General features: G+C 61.2%; 15 protein-coding genes, 1 tRNA gene and 1 other RNA gene. 7 read left to right on the forward strand and 10 right to left on the reverse strand.

Annotated elements, in window-relative coordinates; genetic code table 11:
* Positions 1 to 38 precede the first annotated feature (38 nt).
* The 3 genes from BN2664_RS00675 to BN2664_RS00685 are packed head-to-tail and all read right to left on the reverse strand — an operon-like array spanning position 39 to position 5,574.
* Positions 39 to 3,044, reverse strand: a complete 3,006-nt coding sequence (locus tag BN2664_RS00675) for a bifunctional [glutamine synthetase] adenylyltransferase/[glutamine synthetase]-adenylyl-L-tyrosine phosphorylase (protein WP_155856424.1) — start codon at positions 3,042 to 3,044, stop codon at positions 39 to 41.
* A complete protein-coding gene (locus BN2664_RS00680; protein ID WP_007000294.1) occupies positions 3,045 to 4,373 on the reverse strand; it encodes a glutamine synthetase family protein in 1,329 nt (442 codons plus the stop codon).
* Between the two features lie 22 nt (positions 4,374 to 4,395).
* On the reverse strand, positions 4,396 to 5,574 hold the full coding sequence (locus BN2664_RS00685; RefSeq protein WP_007000295.1) for a DUF2207 family protein: 1,179 nt from the start codon (positions 5,572 to 5,574) through the stop codon (positions 4,396 to 4,398).
* A 112-nt stretch (positions 5,575 to 5,686) separates the two neighbouring features.
* On the opposite strand from BN2664_RS00685, the gene panB reads away from it, so the two are divergent.
* Together panB and map are read left to right on the forward strand one after the other, a co-directional pair.
* Positions 5,687 to 6,559: a 3-methyl-2-oxobutanoate hydroxymethyltransferase gene (gene panB / locus BN2664_RS00690; protein WP_007000296.1), complete on the forward strand. Its 873-nt coding sequence runs from the start codon at positions 5,687 to 5,689 to the stop codon at positions 6,557 to 6,559.
* 73 nt (positions 6,560 to 6,632) lie between these two features.
* Positions 6,633 to 7,544, forward strand: a complete 912-nt coding sequence (map, locus tag BN2664_RS00695; RefSeq protein ID WP_374047443.1) for a type I methionyl aminopeptidase — start codon at positions 6,633 to 6,635, stop codon at positions 7,542 to 7,544.
* A gap of 6 nt (positions 7,545 to 7,550) precedes the next feature.
* On the opposite strand, the gene rnpB is transcribed toward map, so the two are convergent.
* From rnpB to BN2664_RS00715, 5 genes are all read right to left on the reverse strand, one after another.
* An RNA gene (gene rnpB / locus BN2664_RS01950) (RNase P RNA component class A) lies at positions 7,551 to 7,938 on the reverse strand.
* A gap of 84 nt (positions 7,939 to 8,022) precedes the next feature.
* The gene (locus BN2664_RS00700) at positions 8,023 to 8,520 is read right to left on the reverse strand and encodes a DUF3806 domain-containing protein (RefSeq protein WP_007000298.1); all 498 of its coding nucleotides are present in this window, start codon (positions 8,518 to 8,520) and stop codon (positions 8,023 to 8,025) included.
* A 49-nt stretch (positions 8,521 to 8,569) separates the two neighbouring features.
* Complete coding sequence (locus BN2664_RS00705) at positions 8,570 to 9,304, reverse strand: zinc ribbon domain-containing protein (RefSeq protein ID WP_007000299.1); 735 nt, start codon at positions 9,302 to 9,304, stop codon at positions 8,570 to 8,572.
* Positions 9,305 to 9,324: 20 nt separating this feature from the next.
* On the reverse strand, positions 9,325 to 10,113 hold the full coding sequence (locus tag BN2664_RS00710; RefSeq protein ID WP_007000300.1) for a Nif3-like dinuclear metal center hexameric protein: 789 nt from the start codon (positions 10,111 to 10,113) through the stop codon (positions 9,325 to 9,327).
* Between the two features lie 30 nt (positions 10,114 to 10,143).
* Positions 10,144 to 10,530: a hypothetical protein gene (locus tag BN2664_RS00715; RefSeq protein ID WP_007000301.1), complete on the reverse strand. Its 387-nt coding sequence runs from the start codon at positions 10,528 to 10,530 to the stop codon at positions 10,144 to 10,146.
* Positions 10,531 to 10,665: 135 nt separating this feature from the next.
* Here BN2664_RS00715 and BN2664_RS09405 point away from each other — a divergent pair, with 135 nt between their 5' ends.
* The 4 genes from BN2664_RS09405 (at position 10,666) to BN2664_RS00730 (ending at position 13,759) form a co-directional block, all read left to right on the forward strand.
* Positions 10,666 to 11,115, forward strand: a complete 450-nt coding sequence (locus BN2664_RS09405) for an aldo/keto reductase (RefSeq protein ID WP_269431458.1) — start codon at positions 10,666 to 10,668, stop codon at positions 11,113 to 11,115.
* Between the two features lie 31 nt (positions 11,116 to 11,146).
* Complete coding sequence (locus BN2664_RS09410; RefSeq protein WP_269431459.1) at positions 11,147 to 11,503, forward strand: aldo/keto reductase; 357 nt, start codon at positions 11,147 to 11,149, stop codon at positions 11,501 to 11,503.
* A gap of 81 nt (positions 11,504 to 11,584) precedes the next feature.
* On the forward strand, positions 11,585 to 13,147 hold the full coding sequence (locus BN2664_RS00725; protein WP_007000303.1) for an aspartate:alanine exchanger family transporter: 1,563 nt from the start codon (positions 11,585 to 11,587) through the stop codon (positions 13,145 to 13,147).
* A 27-nt stretch (positions 13,148 to 13,174) separates the two neighbouring features.
* On the forward strand, positions 13,175 to 13,759 hold the full coding sequence (locus tag BN2664_RS00730) for a methylated-DNA--[protein]-cysteine S-methyltransferase (protein ID WP_007000304.1): 585 nt from the start codon (positions 13,175 to 13,177) through the stop codon (positions 13,757 to 13,759).
* A 103-nt stretch (positions 13,760 to 13,862) separates the two neighbouring features.
* Here the strand turns inward: BN2664_RS00730 and BN2664_RS00735 are convergent.
* Both BN2664_RS00735 and BN2664_RS00740 read right to left on the reverse strand, forming a co-directional pair.
* Positions 13,863 to 13,936 (reverse strand) — tRNA-Val (locus BN2664_RS00735).
* Between the two features lie 134 nt (positions 13,937 to 14,070).
* A complete protein-coding gene (locus BN2664_RS00740) occupies positions 14,071 to 14,469 on the reverse strand; it encodes a DUF3052 domain-containing protein (protein ID WP_007000305.1) in 399 nt (132 codons plus the stop codon).
* Positions 14,470 to 14,776: 307 nt separating this feature from the next.
* Here BN2664_RS00740 and aceE point away from each other — a divergent pair, with 307 nt between their 5' ends.
* Entirely contained in the window at positions 14,777 to 17,530 is a 2,754-nt protein-coding gene (gene aceE, locus BN2664_RS00745) for a pyruvate dehydrogenase (acetyl-transferring), homodimeric type (protein ID WP_007000306.1), read from the forward strand.
* Positions 17,531 to 17,657: the final 127 nt, after the last annotated feature.

Raw genomic sequence — 17,657 nt, forward strand, 5'->3', positions numbered from 1 at the left:
TTCCGCCGCGCGCGCCTCATCGGTGCGCGCGGCGGTTTTTATTTACCCTCGGACTCGTAGAAGACTCTCTCCACCACCGTCCGCGCCCGGCGGGTGGCGCGGATATAGTCTTCCCGCGCCGCGCGCCCGTCCGTCACCGTGCCGCCGCGGCCCAGAATCGCGCCCACGCGGGCCAGATAGCGTGGATCGGCGGTGACAAAATCACTCTGCCGCGTAGCTCTGCCGGTGGCGAGGAACAGCGCATCTCGCATGCCGGCGGCGCACAGCCAAGATCCGAGCAAGACTTCAGCGTCGTCCTCGCTAAGGACCCCGCGGCGCGTGGCCGTCCGCAAAATATCGGCTGTTGCATGAACGCGGAGCGTCTCAATGCGGCCCGCGTGCTGGAACTGCAGCATCTGCGCCGTCCACTCCACATCCGCCAATCCGCCAGGGCCTAATTTGGTGTGGAGTTTTGCCTCGCCCCCGCCCGGCATTCGCTCGGCTTCTATGCGTATTTTCATTCGTCGAATATTCGTCACGTCCGCGGGCGCAACCTCTCGGGGATAGCGGAACGGTTCTAGCAGCTCCAGGAAACTCTGGCCGAGCTCCTGGTCTCCAGCAATTGGGCGGGCGCGCAAAAGCGCCTGGCGTTCCCAGGTGGCCGCCCACTTGTCGTAGTACTCCGCGTAAGAGTCCAAACTGCGAGCCAGGGCCCCGTTGCGTCCTTCAGGGCGCAGATCCGCGTCCGCTTCTAACCCGCCTTCGCTACTCATAAGCGCCATTGTGCGGGTAGCAAGCGTTTTTGCCTCTTCTGGGCCAAGCCCGGCTTCGCCGTCGAACACAAAGAGAAGATCGGCATCCGAGGTGTACCCACACTCGCCGGCCCCGAGGCTTCCCATGGCGATCACCGCGAATCCTTCGCCTGCCCGCGCGCTGGCCGCATCGACCTGGCCGCTAGCCGCATTAGCCCGCGCGGCGGCGAGCTCACCCCACGCGCCCGCCAGGGCGGCGCGAATTGCGAGCGCATTTGCCTCGCTGAGAGCGGCATGAACGGCCTCGACGCCAAGCAGCTGGAGAGTTTGCGCCAGCCCGGTGCGCAGGCGTTCTCGGCGCCGGAGCAACCCGCCGGCCCGGGCCATCTGTGCCCCGGTATCGCGCCGCTCCAGCATCGCGTCGAGTTCTCGGGCGAGGGCCTTCGGATCGCGCGGGGCGAGTTCGGCGTCATCCCCTAGCCATGCCACGCTTTCGGGTAGCTCGGGAATCTCCCGCGCGAGGAATTCCGAACTGGAAAGAACATGGCACAGACGCTGCGCCACCGGACCGCCGTCGCGTAGTTCGCGCATATACCAGGAGGTCGCGCCCATCTTCTCGGAGAGCACCCGAAAGGCCAGCAGACCAGCGTCCGGATCGGCGCCGTCGGCAAACCACCCCAGCATGACCGGCAGGAGCTGATGGGCAATTTTGGCACGGCGTGAATATCCGCTGCTGAGCGCGCGAATGTGCCCGAGGGCCCCGTGCGGATCGCGGTAGCCAATCGCCGCTAACCGGTCCAGCGCCGCCGTTTCATCTAGGGAAATATCGGAATCGCTCAGTTTGGCGGCTTCCGGTAGGAGCGGTCGGTAGAAAATCTCTCGATGCAAGGTCCGCACTCGAATGCGATTGTGCCTGAATTTCTCCGCCAACGCCTCGCCCGTCGTCTCCCCCATGGCACGGGCAATGCGCCGCAGCTCTTCCTTCTGCGTCGGGAAAATCGTGGCGCGGCGCAGGCGCTGGAGTTGTAGGCGATGCTCGAGGCAACGTTCCCAGCGGTAAAGCTCATCGCAGGCTTTCGCATCGGATCGCGCCATATAGGTTCCGTCCGCGAGCGCGGCAATCGCCAAAGTAGTTGTCCGCTGGCGAATGCTCAGATCGGTGCGCCCGTGCACGAGTTGCAGAAGTTGCACGGTGAACTCGACGTCGCGCAGGCCTCCCGGGCCTAATTTGATATGCCGCTCGGCATCGCGCGCATCAATATTCGCTTCCACGCGCCGCCGCATGGCCCGCGCATCTTCCACGAAATCCGGCCGATGGGCCGCTTCCCATACGAGGGGCTGAATAGCATCAATATAACGCTCGGCCAGCTCGCGGTCACCCGCTCCGAATCGCGCCTTGAGAAGGGCCTGAAACTCCCAGCTTTCGGCCCATTTGCGGTAATGCTCCAAATACGAATCAAGGCTGCGCACCACCTCGCCAGCCGCGCCCTCCGGCCGCAAGTTTGTATCAAGCGTCCACAGCGCGGGTTCGCTCCCCGCCTGCGAGACAATTCTTGACAGAGCCGCCGCAACGACGCGCCCATAGTGTATCGCCTGGGTATCGCTCGTCCCCGCCGCCGGATCCACGATATAGGTGACGTCCACGTCAGAGGAGTAGTTCAGTTCCCGGCCCCCGGTCTTGCCCATCACCATAAGCGCGAAACGGAATGAATCAGGCTCCGGGACGGTTTGCAGGGCCAGTTGCACGGCGGCGTCGAGCGTTCCGACGACGGCGTCTGAAATCGCCCCGGCTACCTCGGGAAGGACGGCCACCGGGTCTGGCGCGGTGAGGTCACGGCCCGCAATCGCCAAGATCCGGCCCAGGTAATGCGCGCGAAGGGCGGCGATTGCCTCCGGGTCGAGCTCGGAGTGGGTCATGCTCGAAGAAAGGTACTCCGCAATGGCCGCGCGGGCGCCGGCCCGCTCGGCTTCCTCTCCCGGGCCGAGCACGTCTTCGCCGTCGAGATTCCGCGCCGCGCTGGGGTGGCGCGCCAAGAAATCGGCAAGCGCCGTCGAAAGTCCCAAAACCGCCAGTAGGCGCCGCCGGGCGGAAGGATCGCCAAGCACCTCCACGTGTTCTAGGCGGGCCAGGGCGCGAAGAGCGCGATCCGGATCGGCACAGTCAGCAAAATCGGACACCGAAAAACCCCAGCGAGCGATTTCGGGTGAGGCGAAAAGCGGCGCGGCACCGGCCGGATGGGCGAAACCGGCCGCGCGGAATTCCCCCTCGGGGTGCATAGCCGCGGAGTTTTCGCTTGGCGTTGGGCGTTGCATCTAAATCATTCTGAAGCGAGCTCGCTCTACCGGGGTGACCTGACTCCGGTATTCCACCCATTCCGCCCGCTTATCGCGCAAGAAGTAATCAAAGGCATCCTCGCCCAGGGTCTCGGCCACCAGATCGGATTGACGCATGAGGCCTAGGGCCGATTCCAGCGACGTTGGGAGCGATTCGATTCCCAGCACGCTCCGCTCCAAATCATTCATGAGGAGAACATCTGTTTCAGCCGGTTCGGAAAGCTCATATTTCCCAATAATTCCTGCCAGGCCCGCGCGCAGAATCGCCGCAAAGGCGAGGTAGGGATTGCAGGCGGTATCAAGTGCGCGGTACTCCAGGCGTGCGCTGGCCGGCTTGGTGGGTTTGTATTCAGGAACCCGCACCAGGGCGGATTGGTTGCGCGGACCCCAGCAAACATAGGGCGGTGCCTCACCGCCGCCCCACAGTCGCTTATAGGAGTTGACGTGCTGGTTGGTGACGGCGGTGATTTCCCGTGCGTGGCGCATCAGTCCGGCGAGGAAACGCCGGCCCGTCACCGACATTCCGTACAGGCCCGAGGCGTCATGGAAGGCATTGTTTTCACCCTCGAAAAGGGAGAAATGCGTGTGCATTGCCGAACCCGGCCAGTCATGAAGCGGCTTGGGCATAAAGGAGGCCTCAACGCCGTGGCGAAGCGCGACCTCACGGATGATCACTCGGCTGGTCATAATCGCGTCAGCCATGGTGAGCGCATCGGCAAAGCGCAGGTCAATTTCCTGCTGGCCAGGCCCAATTTCGTGATGCGAAAACTCCACCGAGATTCCCGCTCGCTCCAGAGAAAGAATGAGATCGCGCCTAAAGCCGTGAGCAACCGAACGGGTGACGTAATCGAAATAGGAGGCGTTATCAATCGGGGTAGGTTCGACGTCGTCGCTCGAACCCGGAAGGAAAAGATAGAACTCAATTTCCGGGTGGGCGTAGGCGGTAAAGCCGTACTCGGCGGCAAGATCAATGGTGCGTTTGAGGATCGAGCGCGGATCCGAACGCGCGGGCTCACCGTCGCGGCTCGCAATATCGCAGAACATCACCGCCACCGGCTCCTCCAGCGAACCAACCGTGGTGAAGGTATCGGCATCTGGAATGGCGAGCATATCGGACTCGTAAACGCGGGTTAGCCCCTGGATTGCGGAGCCGTCGAAACCAATCCCTTCCGCGAAGGCACCCTCGAGTTCGGCCGGCGCCACCGCCACCGATTTGAGCGTTCCCACGATATCGGTGAACCACAGGCGCACGTACCGAATGTTCTTCTCGGTGATGGTTCGTAAAACGTATTCTTGCTGAGCGTTCATCTTTCCACCTCTGCGCTTGAACCTACCGCGATTTTACCGGGGTCTCGCCAGCCGGGGCCACGGCCTGCTCGCCGCGCGAGCGGCGCGCTGAATCATCGGAAGCGGGATGGCCGTGCAGGCGCAGGCCAATCATGGTGATGTAATCGCGCACCTGATACCACGAGCGCAGATCCTCGCCCGGAGTCACCAACCAGGGAACCAAGGTGTCAATCGTGCGGGTATCGGTGCGGGAAAGCGACTCCAGGGACTGGGTCCATTCGTCGAGACAGTTGAGGGCGTAAGCCCAGCCGGCGTAGCGCACAAAATCGTCCAGGCGCGCCCCTGTCGTGGGCGGGGCATCCACCAAAAAGCGCCGAAATCCGTAAATCTGATCCGAGGCCACAATCCCGCCGGGAGACCGGCTTTTGTATTTGAGCACGGTAACCAGGCCGGCGATAGCCACCACGAGGGATACGCCAATCCAGAACGGCGTCACCGCGAGCGCCAGGGTCGAAATAATGGCGATGAAACACCAGAGCGCTCCCCCAATGAGTTCCACCGCGCCGAGCGAACCTAGCAGTTCACGGCCGGGCAGGAACCAGCGCCGCCGCTTCATCACCTCGTGGCGCACATCGGTTGCCACCGTATGGGCGAGGGTGCGCGAGAAGCCCTGCACCCGCAAAATAGGTTGGCGTGAGGGCGGAAGGCCCGCGGCCTCCATCCCGGTCCGATAACGCGCGATATCGAGGGGATGCTCGGCTCGGTAGTGGCGGGATTCGCCCGCTCCCGGCTCGGCAATAGCCTCAAGAAAACGGCGTTCTTGCGGAGGAAGGCTAGCATCGGGATCTTTTTGCAGGGAGACCACGATGGTTTCTCCGCGCACCCCCGGATCGCGGATGAAATCGAAAGCGATATAACCCCGGCAAGCTAAATCGACCAGCGTTGAGACCGTAGCCGAGTCCCCGGTGGCGCCGTCGATAATAAAGTCTGCAATGGCGGGAGTCATTTCCGGTGGCGCGGAGCGCATGGGCGCCCGATCAATGCGGGCGCGGCGAGTTTCTTTAGCGGCGGGAACCTGCGGAAAAACCCCGCGCGGCACCCGGGCATACTCACGCTCCGGGAGGAGGGCAAGCACCAGCACCACCAGGGAGAGAACGCAAATCCCACCACCGGTCCAAAATTCAAGGCTGGTTGTTCCGGTGAAATTCAAAATCGACGTCATCGCGCTCCCTCGCCCCCTCGCGCACCTTTCACGCTCGGCCTTCAAACCGCAAGCCTACACGCCCGCCAGTGTAGAATTATGTGCAAGAAAACGTACCTATGGAGGAAAACCCATGAGTGACCAGTTGCCCGAAGCCGCGCACCAGGAAAACGTCGAGGAAGCGGTGAGCCGTCTAGAAGGCGAACAGTTCAAGCCTTCGCGGATTAGGGTCCATCATTTGCGAAAAATGATGAAGGCGCATGAGCCCATCACCATGATCACCGCCTACGACGCGGTGATCGCCCGGCTGGTAGATAACGCCGGCGTGGAGATGATCCTGGTGGGTGATTCGATTGGGAACACACTGCTAGGCTATTCCTCAACCGTTCCGGTCACCATGGAAATTATGGAAACCGCTACCGCGGCCGTTATGCGCGGCACCAACCGCGCATTCATCGTGGCTGATTTGCCATTCGGCTCCTATGAAGAAAGCCCGCAGCAGGCTGTGCACAATGCCCTGCGCCTGGTTCGCGCCGGGGCGGATGCGGTGAAGCTGGAAGGCGGTGCCCATTTCGCTCCCACGGTGGAAGCGATCACCAATGCCGGCATTAATGTAGTGGCGCATATTGGTTACACCCCGCAGTCCGATGCAGCCCTGGGCGGCCCGCGCGTGCAGGGACGCAATGAGCGCGACGAAGACCGCCTCGCTCAAGATGCGCTCGCGCTGGAAAAGGCCGGCGCGGTCGCGATAGTCCTCGAGCTGGTGCCCGCGGCGGTGGCGCAGCGCATCACGGAGATCTCCCATATTCCCACTATTGGCATTGGCGCCGGGCCGCACACCAACGGCCAGGTCTTGGTGTGGACGGATATGGCGGGGATGAGCGATTGGGTTCCGCGCTTCGTTCGCCGCTTCGGCGAGGTAGGAAAGGCACTCACCGATGCCACCAGCGCCTACCGCGATGCGGTGCGAAACCGCGAGTTCCCCTCCCAGGAGCACAGCTTCTAAGGAGCTATTTCCAGCCATCAACTTCAGCGCCGCCGCGGGCTCTTTGACGAGAACTCGCGGCGGTGCGCTTATGATGGGGAGCATGAGTCTTGCCGAAAGAGCGCCGCTGGGCGCCACCACACCTGGAAAGCTTTCACCTCGCCGCTCGGTGCCCGCACATATCGAACGCCCCGAGTACATGTTCCACGACGGACCGGAAGTTATTACGGCGTCGGACGTGAAAAGCGAGGAAACCATCGAGCGTATTCGCGAGGCGGGAACGATTGCCGCGGACGCCATGTACGAAGCAGCGAAGGCGATCGCGCCGGGCGTGACCACGGACAAGCTAGACGAAATCGCGCACGAGTACATGTGCGACCACGGCGCCTATCCCTCATGCCTGGGTTATATGGGATTCCCGAAATCTATCTGCACCTCTGCGAACGAGGTTATTTGCCACGGCATCCCCGATTCTCGCCGCCTGGAGGAAGGCGACATTATCAACCTCGACGTCACCGCCTATAAGAACGGCGTGCACGGAGATACCAACGCCACTTTCCCGGTAGGCGAGATCGACGCCGAATCCAAACTGCTGATCGAGCGCACCGCGAAGGCCACCCTGCGCGGTATCAAAGCGGCCAAGCCGGGCCGCGCCGTCAACATTATTGGGCGGGTAATTGAGGCTTACGTCCACCGCTTCGAGTACGGAACGGTCCACGATTTCACCGGACACGGCGTGGGAGAAGCCTTCCACTCGGGCCTAATCATCCCCCATTACGATTCCGACCCTCTCTACGCCGATCCCATTCAGGAAAATATGGTGTTTACGGTGGAACCGATGGTGACCTTGGGAACGATTGACTACGAAATTTGGGATGACGATTGGACCACGGTGACGGCCGATCGCGGGCGCACAGCGCAGTTTGAACACACCATCGTGGTGCGCGAATCCGGCCCGGAGATCCTCACGCTTCCCTCGGATCCGACGGTTGGCCTGCGGCTTTGAAAGATGCGAATGAGTCAGCCTATACGCCGGGTTCTGTGCCCAAGCTCCAGGAGCCTGGGCGGCGACCATCCATCTACGCCTACCGTTGCCGGCAGACTCTAGCAATCCACCCGCGCGCTCGGCGGGAAGCGTCAACGCGCGCTGTCTGATCTTGCTCCCGGTGGGGCTTGCCGTGCCGCTTCCGTCACCGGAAGCGCGGTGGTCTCTTACACCGCCTTTTCACCCTTACCCTTGCGGGCGGTTTGTTTTCTGTGGCGCTTTCCCGCGGGTCACCCCGGGTGGGCGTTACCCACCACCGTTCCCTGTGGAGCCCGGACGTTCCTCGGCGCACCCGCCGCCGTCAGGCTTTTCGCTCGACGACGCCGCCGTGCAACGCGGCCGCCCGGCTGACTCATTCGCGTGCCTTAGTTTAGCGCCTCAAGCCGCGCCCGCCCGCGCGTCTTGATCACATTCAAGTTCGCTGCGCCGCGGGATCGGCCTACTTTTGACCTTCGTCAAGCTTGCCGGCGCGTAGATCCCGCATTTGCTGGATCACTAGCGCGTATCCCTCCTTGAGGTTCGCCTTGGTTTCTCCCGTCCAGCGCCGCGCCACAAAATTCATGGGATAAATGGTGGTCTCCAAGTCCGGGTCATAGAGGGCGATGTCCGCGCCCTGCTGATCTTCCCAGATCACCCATTCCAAACCGAGTTCCTTTTCCAGCAAGTCGCCGATACCCGCGCCCAGCATATTGATCAATGTGCTCGCATCGGCCCGCTCTTCCAAGCGCACGGTAGAATCGGAATTAGCAGCCCAGATGGCTTTCTGCTGATCAAACAATTCCTGCAGTTGATCGAGATTCCCGCGGATCCCCATCTCTTCCAAAACCTTCAGCATCGCGTCCAGCCACGCCCGTTCATCAGAATCAAGAAGATACGCATGCTCTTCCTGATCCTCGTTGTGGTACAGAGCCTTTCCGCGCGATGTTTGATCAGCCACGCTTTCCCTTTCCTCCGCCGCGCTGCAAAGCGCGGGGCTTTTCGTTCTTTTACCGGCTCTCGACCGGCACAATAATGCAGTCGTAGTCTTCCGAAAGATAAATTTCATCTTCCGGGTTGTTCTTGATCCGCGCGACTTCCACCGGGCTGAGGCGAATGCCGCCGTCGGTCACGCCGTCGGGCGTCATCGCCATTACCGCATAGCCACCGCTAAGAACCGCGTGCTCATACACATTCTTCAACGCCGTGGCGAGCGGGAAATACAGCCCGTCACGTTGGATACGCAACTCGGCCTGCTCGGACACAATTTTCTCCACCGCTTCTTCGAGCTCCCGGCGCTCCTGCGCCAGCTTGACTTTCAGATTCTCCAGCTTCGCGGTGACATCGGTAATCTGCCCTTCCGCGGCTTCAACTTCCTCCAGCGCGGCGAATTCACTATCCGAAGCCACCTCGAGCTTTTCGCGCAAGGTTTTCATTTCGCCCTCGAGCACCAGCAGATCATAGGAACCCAGGCCCTCGCCCGCGTTGTACTTTTCTTCTCTTTGCGCGATCTGGCCCTGCAAATTAGCGGACTGCTCCTCGGCCTGGCGCAGGCTCTGCTTAGCCTTCTCTAGGCGCTCCTGAGCGTTTTGCAAATCCTTGCCCAGCCCGGCCGCTCCGTTCATTAGCTTGCCCACGCTCTCGCGAAGTGGGTGCTTTTGGTTTTCACGCTCGAGTCGATTAATACTGCCGTCCAGCTGTGCCACTTTGAGCAACTGAAGTTGGTCTTCGCGCGGTGCCTTCATGATGTGTAGCGTATAGCAACTTATCCGCGGTAGGCGAGATTCCACGCATCTGTTACCGCGGTGGAAACATAGGTTTCAAGTTCTGGTAACCGAGCGAGCAACTCGGCTTCCATAATCTTTAGTAGCGGCCATTCACTGGCCCAATGCGTGGCGCAAATCAATGCACACCCGCCGTCCCAGACGTGATCGGTTGCCGGATGATGGCGCAAATCCGCGGTGAAGTAGGCATCCGCGCCGCTTTCATTTGCGGCTTGAAGTAGTGAATCCCCCGACCCCGAGCAAATGGCGAGGCGCCGAATCGCCCGCTCCGGATCTCCCGACCCGAGAACCCCGGCGGGAGTGCGCGGCAGGCGCCGAGCGAAAAGCTCCACTAAATCGGCAAATCGCATGGGCTGGCGAAGCTCGCCGACTCCCCCAATCCCGCTCTCTTCATCGAGCGGCCGTTCGATATGTAGCCCCACCAGATCGGCCAGAGCGCGCGTGGAAGCGACCACATCGGCGTTGGTATGGGCCGCGAAAAGCGCCAGGTGCCCGCGCACTGCCCGCGTCACCCAGCTTCCCTTTGCATTCGTCGCCGCCACCGAGGAAGTCCCCCGCAAGTACAGCGGATGGTGCGTAATGAGCATATCGGCGCCGTTTTCCAGCGCTTCTGCCAAGCTTGCCTCGCACGGGTCGACGGCGAAGTGGACCTTTTTTATTTCATCTTCCGGGGCGCCGGCAATCAGACCCACCCGGTCCCACTCCTCGGCCTTACTGGGAGGAAACAGCGCATCGAGTGCGCTCACAACCTCGGCAACCGTGTAGCTCATCCCCGCCTCCTTATTTCTTCGTTCCGCTACCTAGGAGCACATCGGCCCCGAGCAACCCTTCGCAATGGGAGCAAAGCTAGCCGTGAGAGGTAGGGAGTCAATATTTGAGGCATCAAAGTGGAAAACGGGCCCGGCGCTACGCAATTCCACCTCCGGCTCATCTCCCGCATGCACAACCATGGCCGACTGCTCGAGCGCCACCGGTGATGGGTTTTCCGTTTCGTCGATCTGCAGACCCAAACCCGCCAGGGTCTTTTCCAAAGAGGCGCGCACAGCGGCGACGTCGTCGAACGGGAAGAGGGGCACCAAGCTACCCGCCACCGCGGTCAAAATCCCCCGGTTCTCTTTTTTCTCGCAGTCGTACGTGAAAACGCGCGAGCCGGCTGGCGCGTCAATACCAATGTTGTAGGTGGCCATCATGTCTCCTTCTCGAAGTCGCACATAATTCTATCCACCTCGCACTCCTTAAACTGGGCAAAAACTCCCTCGCAAGCCTTAAGCGGGGCGAAAACTCCCTCGCACCGACCCGCGCAAACGTGAAACCCTTTTGCTATGACTCTCAATATTCCAACCTTCAAACTTTCAGATGGTGGCCAAATTCCTGCCGTTGGCATCGGCTCGCTACTCGCCAAAGGCGAGGAACTGGCAGCAACGCTCACAAAAATCCTGCAAGATGGCTACCGCCTAATTGATTCGGCGCAACAGTACGCCAATGAAGTCGCGGTAGGAGAAGCCGTGAAACGCAGCGGAATTGACCGCGCGGAATTCTTCATCACCACCAAGGTGGCCGGCGTTGATCAGGGACGCGAGCTGGTGCGCCCGGGCCTGGAAGCCTCCCTACGGCGGCTCGATATGGACTATGTGGACGCGCTGTTGATTCACTGGCCCAACCCCTCGCGCGGGCTTTATGTTGAAACCTGGGAGGCCATGCTCGAGCTGCAGAGCGAAGGGCTGATCCGGCACGTGGGCGTCTCGAATTTCCTCCCCGGAGCATCTCGATAATCTCTACGCGGCCACCGGGGTGTATCCGGTGATGAACCAAATCCAGCTTTCCCCGGCGCTCCCGCGCCAAACCTCGCGCGCCTACCACGCCGAGCACGGGATCCTTACAGAGGCATGGCGCCCGCTGGGCGGCCCGGAAAACGTGCTCGATCAAATTATTGTGAAGACCATCGCCGAAAAACATGAAGTGAGCGCCGGCCAGGTGGCGTTGCGCTGGGCGGTGCAGCAGGGCATCGTTCCGATCCCGTCCTCCTCCAATCCTTCTCGCTGGAAGGCAAACGCGGATTTGTTCAGCTTTGAACTCGACGAGCGCGATATGCGTGATCTGGAAACGCTTGATTTAGGCGAAGCCACGGCCTGGGACGCACGAACCCACGAAGAGTGGTAGGTTTCCCCTTTTCGACCAAAACACCTTAGTATCGAAAACTGAAACCGCTCGCATGGGCGGACCGCCGTGGAAAGGTAACGCATGCTAGACGTGCTCAGCGCGAATTCTGTTCTTTTGACGTTCTTAGTGATCACGCTGGGAGCTTTAGTAGGCGCAATCCCCATAGGACCGGTGAAATTCGGAGCGGCCGGCGCGCTTTTCGTGGGCCTCGCCTTTGGCGCATTCACCCACGTTAACCCGGCGGTCCTCTCCGTCTTTCAGGACCTCGGCTTGGGCATGTTCGTCTACCTCATTGGCTTGGAAGCAGGCGAAACCTTCTTTAAGGAGATCAAGCAACAGTTCGCGCTGATGCTAGTGGCCATGGTAGCGGTAACCCTGGGCGCAATTAGCGCCGTCACCTCCGGCGAACTCATTGGTCTGGAGCGGGAGATCTCGGTGGGCGCTTTCGCCGGATCGCTCACCTCCACGCCGTCGCTGGCGCTAGCAACGGAGCAGGCCGGAAACGACCTACCCTCGGTGGGCTACTCAATTGGTTACCCGGTCGGCATCGCGGTGGCGATTGTGCTGATCGCGCTCACGATTAACCGCGAATGGAAGGCACGTAACGACCTCGTCAACGCCGATGACGCGATTTTGCGCAATATCCGAGTGCGGGTTAAGCACGCCACCTCCGGCATGGAGCTGGAAGAAAAATTCGGGTCGTTCATCCGTATTGCGACTATCCGCCGCCAATCCCACACCCTGATTGCTCGGCCTAACCAGGATCTGCAGGAAGGCGACGTGGTCTCGCTTTTCGTCACCAAGTCCGCCGAGAACGAGATCATTAAGTTCATGGGAACCCGGGTCCCGCGCAACCCCTTCGCTGATCCGCGCATCTCCATGCGCCGAGTCCAGCTTTCCAACCGCGACCTGGCCGGGCGCCAGGTTGCCGATATCCCCCTGTTCAAGAACTTCCAGTCGCGTATTACCAAGATTCGCCGCGGAGACAGCGAGTTCCTCGTGAACCCGGATACTTACCTTGAGCTGGGCGACACGGTGGAACTCGTGGTGATGTCGCGCAACGCGGCGGCCGTTTCGGCATACTTCGGCGACTCCATCCAAACCTCCTCCGAGTTGGACACGGTGGCAACCTTTGGCGGCCTCGCGCTGGGATTTGCGGTCGGCCTCATTACCGTGCCGCTTCCGGGCGGGGCATCCTTCAAGCTCGGCGCGGCCGCCGGCCCAATCATTGTGGGCATGATCCTCGGCGCGATTCACCGTACCGGCGCCATTCCGTGGCAAATTCCCCGCTCCGCCAACTACACCCTGCGCCAGCTTGGACTCCTCGTCTTCCTCGCCTCGGTGGGCCTGGCCTCCGGTGATGCTTTCGCTTCCACCGCTTTCTCCATGACCGGCCTCAAGACGATTATCGTTTGCGTGATCGTGGGCCTGTTCGGTTGCGGATCCTTCATTATTATTTCCTGGCTTATGGGCCGTTCCCCCGCCCGCGCAAACGGCGGCGTCGCGGGCGTTCTTGGCCAGCCGGCCGTGTTGTCTTACGCGACGTCGAAAACCTCCGACCCGCGTATTATGAGCGGTTACGCCACCACCTTTGCGATCGCGCTGATCTATAAGATCGTGATCGTCCCCTTCATGTTCGTGTAGGTACGCGAGCGGCCGAGAGGAGTGCAAATGAGCGAGTATCGTAGCGCGGTATACGCGAGCCCCATCGGGGAGTTACTCCTCGTTGCCGGGCCGCGCGGCCTGCTTCGCCTCGCCTTCGTGGCCGACCGCGAGCAAGGCGCCAGCCACCCGAATGCCGAGTCGCTGACGCGCACTATCGCCGGCGTTGAGGAGAGCCTCGGCACCCGCGTCGCGCCCGATTCTTTGTTCGACGACGACGCCGTAGCACGCCGCTATCTGGACCAGACGCGCGAGGAACTCGAGGAATACTTTTCTGGGGCCCGCCGCGAGTTTGATATCCGCTTGGACTGGGGCCTAGCCCGCGGCTTTTTCCGCGAGGTCGCCGTATACCTGCCGCGCATCCCCTACGCCACGGTCGCCACATATTCGGAAGTAGCGGCTGATCTGGGCCGTCCGCGGGCCGCGCGGGCGGTGGGAACGGCGTGCGCCAAGAACCCCATTCCGCTTATATCGCCCTGCCATCGCGTGGTTCGCACCGACGGCCAGTGGGGAAATTACGCGGGCGGGACGGATGTGAAAGAGCGCCTTCTCACCTTTGAGGAGCAAATCGCCGCCGACGCGGGCCGCGCCTAGCGCTCCGCCCGGGTTTGGCGCAAGAACTTAATCCGGACGAAAACGTGCCGCGGGCGGCTACTTTTTCGATAGCCGCCCGCGGCGCGTTGACCATATTCTTTTGTGGGCCCGGAGGGGCTCGAACCCCCGACCTCTTGGGTGTAAACCAAGCGCTCTGACCAGCTGAGCTACAGGCCCTTTCGCTCGCGCTTGCGCACGAGCACCATGCAATAGTAGCCGATGGGCGCGGCGATTTCGATTCGCGTGACATATCTCCGACTTCACGCCGAAGTTTGACTCGCGCGGAAAGCTACTTCACTCTCCGCTACCGCTTAGAAAGCGAAACCGAGTGCGGTGAGTTTCACGCCCGTCCAGGCTTGGCCCACCGAGGTGGAAGTGGTGGGCTGCATCCCAGCCGTATCGGCCGCCTCTTCGATATCGTCGTGCGGAACGGTAAATGCACTGCGCGGACCGGGAACCAGAAGCCAGCAGACCGCCTGATCAGAGTCGAAATTTGACTTGATATCCAGGAGATAGTCGGTCAGGTCGTCAATATTCCCGTCATCCGAGCGCCACCAAGCAATCGCCCCATCAACGGTATCTGGGTAGTCCTCATCAACGAGCTCGGAGTCGATGATGTTTTCAATTTCTGCGCGGATCTCTTCGGCAACGTCCTCGTCGTAACCGAATTCCTGAATTACGTTTCCCTTCCGGAAACCGAACGATGTCATGGGTTCACTTCACCGCATTCCGCTAGATTTTTCAAGTTCAAAACGCGAAATACCCGGATTTATCTCATCTTCACCGGCGAGAGCGCCCCACGCCGCCCCCGCTTCCCGCTTTTCCCGCCGCTACCGCGCCAGTTCGCCGGGCCGCGGGCGCGCTGGCCCGGCTTTCGCACTCCGCTGACAGTGGAGCTGTAACCCCGTACCCTCCGTTGGGCGGTAACATGGAATCACTAAAGGAACCGCTATGCCGTCTCGCGGCCCCTACCGCGATGGCGAGCACCTCGTTGAACCATAAGTTAAGGGAGACTTCATGAGCGAACAGCCGCATTCTGCCCATCTCGTCAATGGGCAGCTAAGTCAGATTCCCGATTCCGATCCGGAAGAAACCAGGGAATGGCTTGATTCGGTCGGCGACCTAATCGAAACCAATGGAACTGATCGCGCCCGCTTCGTGCTCAACAGCATGGAGGAATACGCGCGCGGTAAGGGCGTGGGGATTTCGCCCGAACTCTCCACCCCCTACATCAACACCATCCCGGCCTCCGCCGAGCCGGAATACCCGGGCGATGAGGAAATCGAGCGCCAGTTCCGCATGTGGACTCGCTGGAACGCGGCGGTGATGGTAACCCGCGCCCAGCGCCCCGGCGTCGGCGTCGGCGGCCACATCTCCTCCTACGCCGCCCAGGCAACGCTCTACGAAGTGGGCCTCAACCACTTCTTCCGCGGCCCGGACGCACCGGGCGGCGGAGACCAGGTCTACTTCCAGGGCCACTCCAGCCCGGGTAATTACTCCCGTGCATACCTCGAGGGGCGCCTTACCGAGGCGGATTTGGATAACTTCCGCCAGGAAGCCTCTCGCCCCTCGGGCGGCCGCGGCTTGCCCTCCTACCCGCATCCGCACCAGATGCCCGACTTCTGGCAGTTCCCCAGCGTTTCACTCGGCATCGGCCCGGCAAACTCGATCTACCAGGCGTGGTTCAACCGTTACCTGGCCGAGCGCGGCATTCAGGACACTTCTGATCAGCACGTGTGGGCCTTCATCGGCGACGGCGAAATGGACGAGCCCGAATCGCGCGGCATGCTTCAGCTCGCCGCCTACCAGAAGCTTGATAACCTCACCTGGGTGATTAACTGCAACCTGCAGCGCCTGGACGGCCCGGTACGCGGAAACGGCTCGATTGTCCAGGAGCTCGAAGCCTTCTTCAAGGGCGCGGGCTGGAACGTCATCAAGGTGCTGTGGGGCCGCGAGTGGGACCCGCTTCTTGCCAACGATCAGGATCACGCGCTGGTGGATCTGATGAGCTCCACCCTCGACGGCGACTACCAGGGCTACAAGGCGAACGACGGCGCCTATGTGCGCAATAACTTCTTCGGCCGCGATCCGCGCACCAAGGCGTTGGTGCAGGATATGAGCGACGATCAGATTTGGGCGCTTCGCCGCGGCGGTCACGATCCGCGCAAGATCTACGCCGCCTACCGCAACGCGCTTGCTACCAAGGGCCAGCCCACGGTGATTTTGGCGCAGACGGTCAAGGGCTACGATCTGGGAACCTCGTTCGCGGGCCGTAACTCCAACCACCAGATGAAGAAGCTCAACTCGGCGGATCTGAAGCTCCTGCGTGATACCACCGGAGTACCGATCGAGGATTCGCAACTTGAGAATCCCTACGAGGCTCCCTACTACAAGCCGCCGGAAGATCACCCGGCCATGCAGTACATGCGCGAGCATCGTAACCAGTTGGGCGGCTACATCCCGCAGCGGCGCATCTTCGAAGGCGGCATTGAGATGCCGAAGGAGAAGCCGTTTGAGTCCATGAAGAAGGGCTCGGGCAAGCAGAAGGTAGCCACCACCATGGCGCTGGTTCGCCTGCTCAAGGATCTGGTTCGCGATAAGAAATTCGGGTACCGCCTGGTGCCGATCGTCCCGGACGAGGCGCGTACCTTCGGTATGGATTCAATGTTCCCCTCGCAGAAGATCTTCAATACGCTGGGTCAGAACTACACCGCCGTCGACCATGACATGCTCCTCTCTTACAAGGAGTCGACGCAGGGTCAGCTGCTCCACACGGGTATTACCGAGGCCGGTTCGGTAGCCGCCTACACGGCAGCCGCTACCTCGTACGCGATTCACAACCAGCCGATGATCCCCTTCTACATCTTCTACTCGATGTTCGGATTCCAGCGCACCGGCGATCAGCTCTGGGCAGCCACGGACGCTCTTGCCCGCGGCTTCATTGTGGGCGCCACTGCCGGACGCACAACCCTTACCGGTGAAGGCTCCCAGCACATGGACGGTCACTCGCCCGTGATTGCCTCCACCAACCCCGGGGTCATTCACTACGATCCGGCCTACGCCTACGAAATCGGCCATATCTTCAAGGACGGCATCGTGCGCATGTACGGTGACGGTTCGGATGGGCGCAACCAGAACGTTCAGTACTACCTCACGGTCTACAACGAGCCCATCCACCAGCCGGCAGAGCCGGAGAACGTGGATGTGGACGGTATTATCAAGGGCATCTACAAGCTGGACGAAGCCGACGGCCAGGGAGGCCCGCGCGTCAACCTCCTCGCTTCCGGCGTGGGCGTACCGTGGGCACGCGAAGCCAAGAAGATGCTGCGCCGCGATTGGGGCGTTGACGCCACGGTATGGTCGGTCACCTCGTGGTACGAACTGCGCCGCGATGGCATGGAGACCAACGAGTACAACTACCTGCACCCCACCGAGGCTCCGCGCGAAGCATACGTGACCGCGAAGCTGAAGAACGAGCAGGGTCCGTTCATCGCCACCTCCGATTTCGAACATCAGGTACAGGACTCCATTCGCGAATGGGTTCCCGGCCGCTACGAGACGCTCGGCGCGGACGGCATTGGAATCTCTGATACCCGCCCGGCGGCTCGCCGCTACTTCAAGATCGACGATGCCACAATGGTCGTGCGTGCTTTGCACGCTCTGGCCCTTGAGGGTCAGATGGACGCCTCCGTGGTGCAAGAGGCGATCGACAAGTACGACATCAATAATCCGCAGGCGGCCGAGCCCGTCCCGGATAACGATCCCGAATAAAGATTCTTCTAGGGATATTTTCGCGGTGCAAATCGCGGCGAAAACCTAGCGGAACTAATAAACTAGCGATTTAGCTATTTCGTAGACCCTTCTACGAAATACGCGTAAGCTAGCGGAGCGACCTTGT

It is taken from the genome of Actinobaculum massiliense (assembly GCF_001457435.1).
Lineage (GTDB): Bacteria > Actinomycetota > Actinomycetes > Actinomycetales > Actinomycetaceae > Actinobaculum > Actinobaculum massiliense.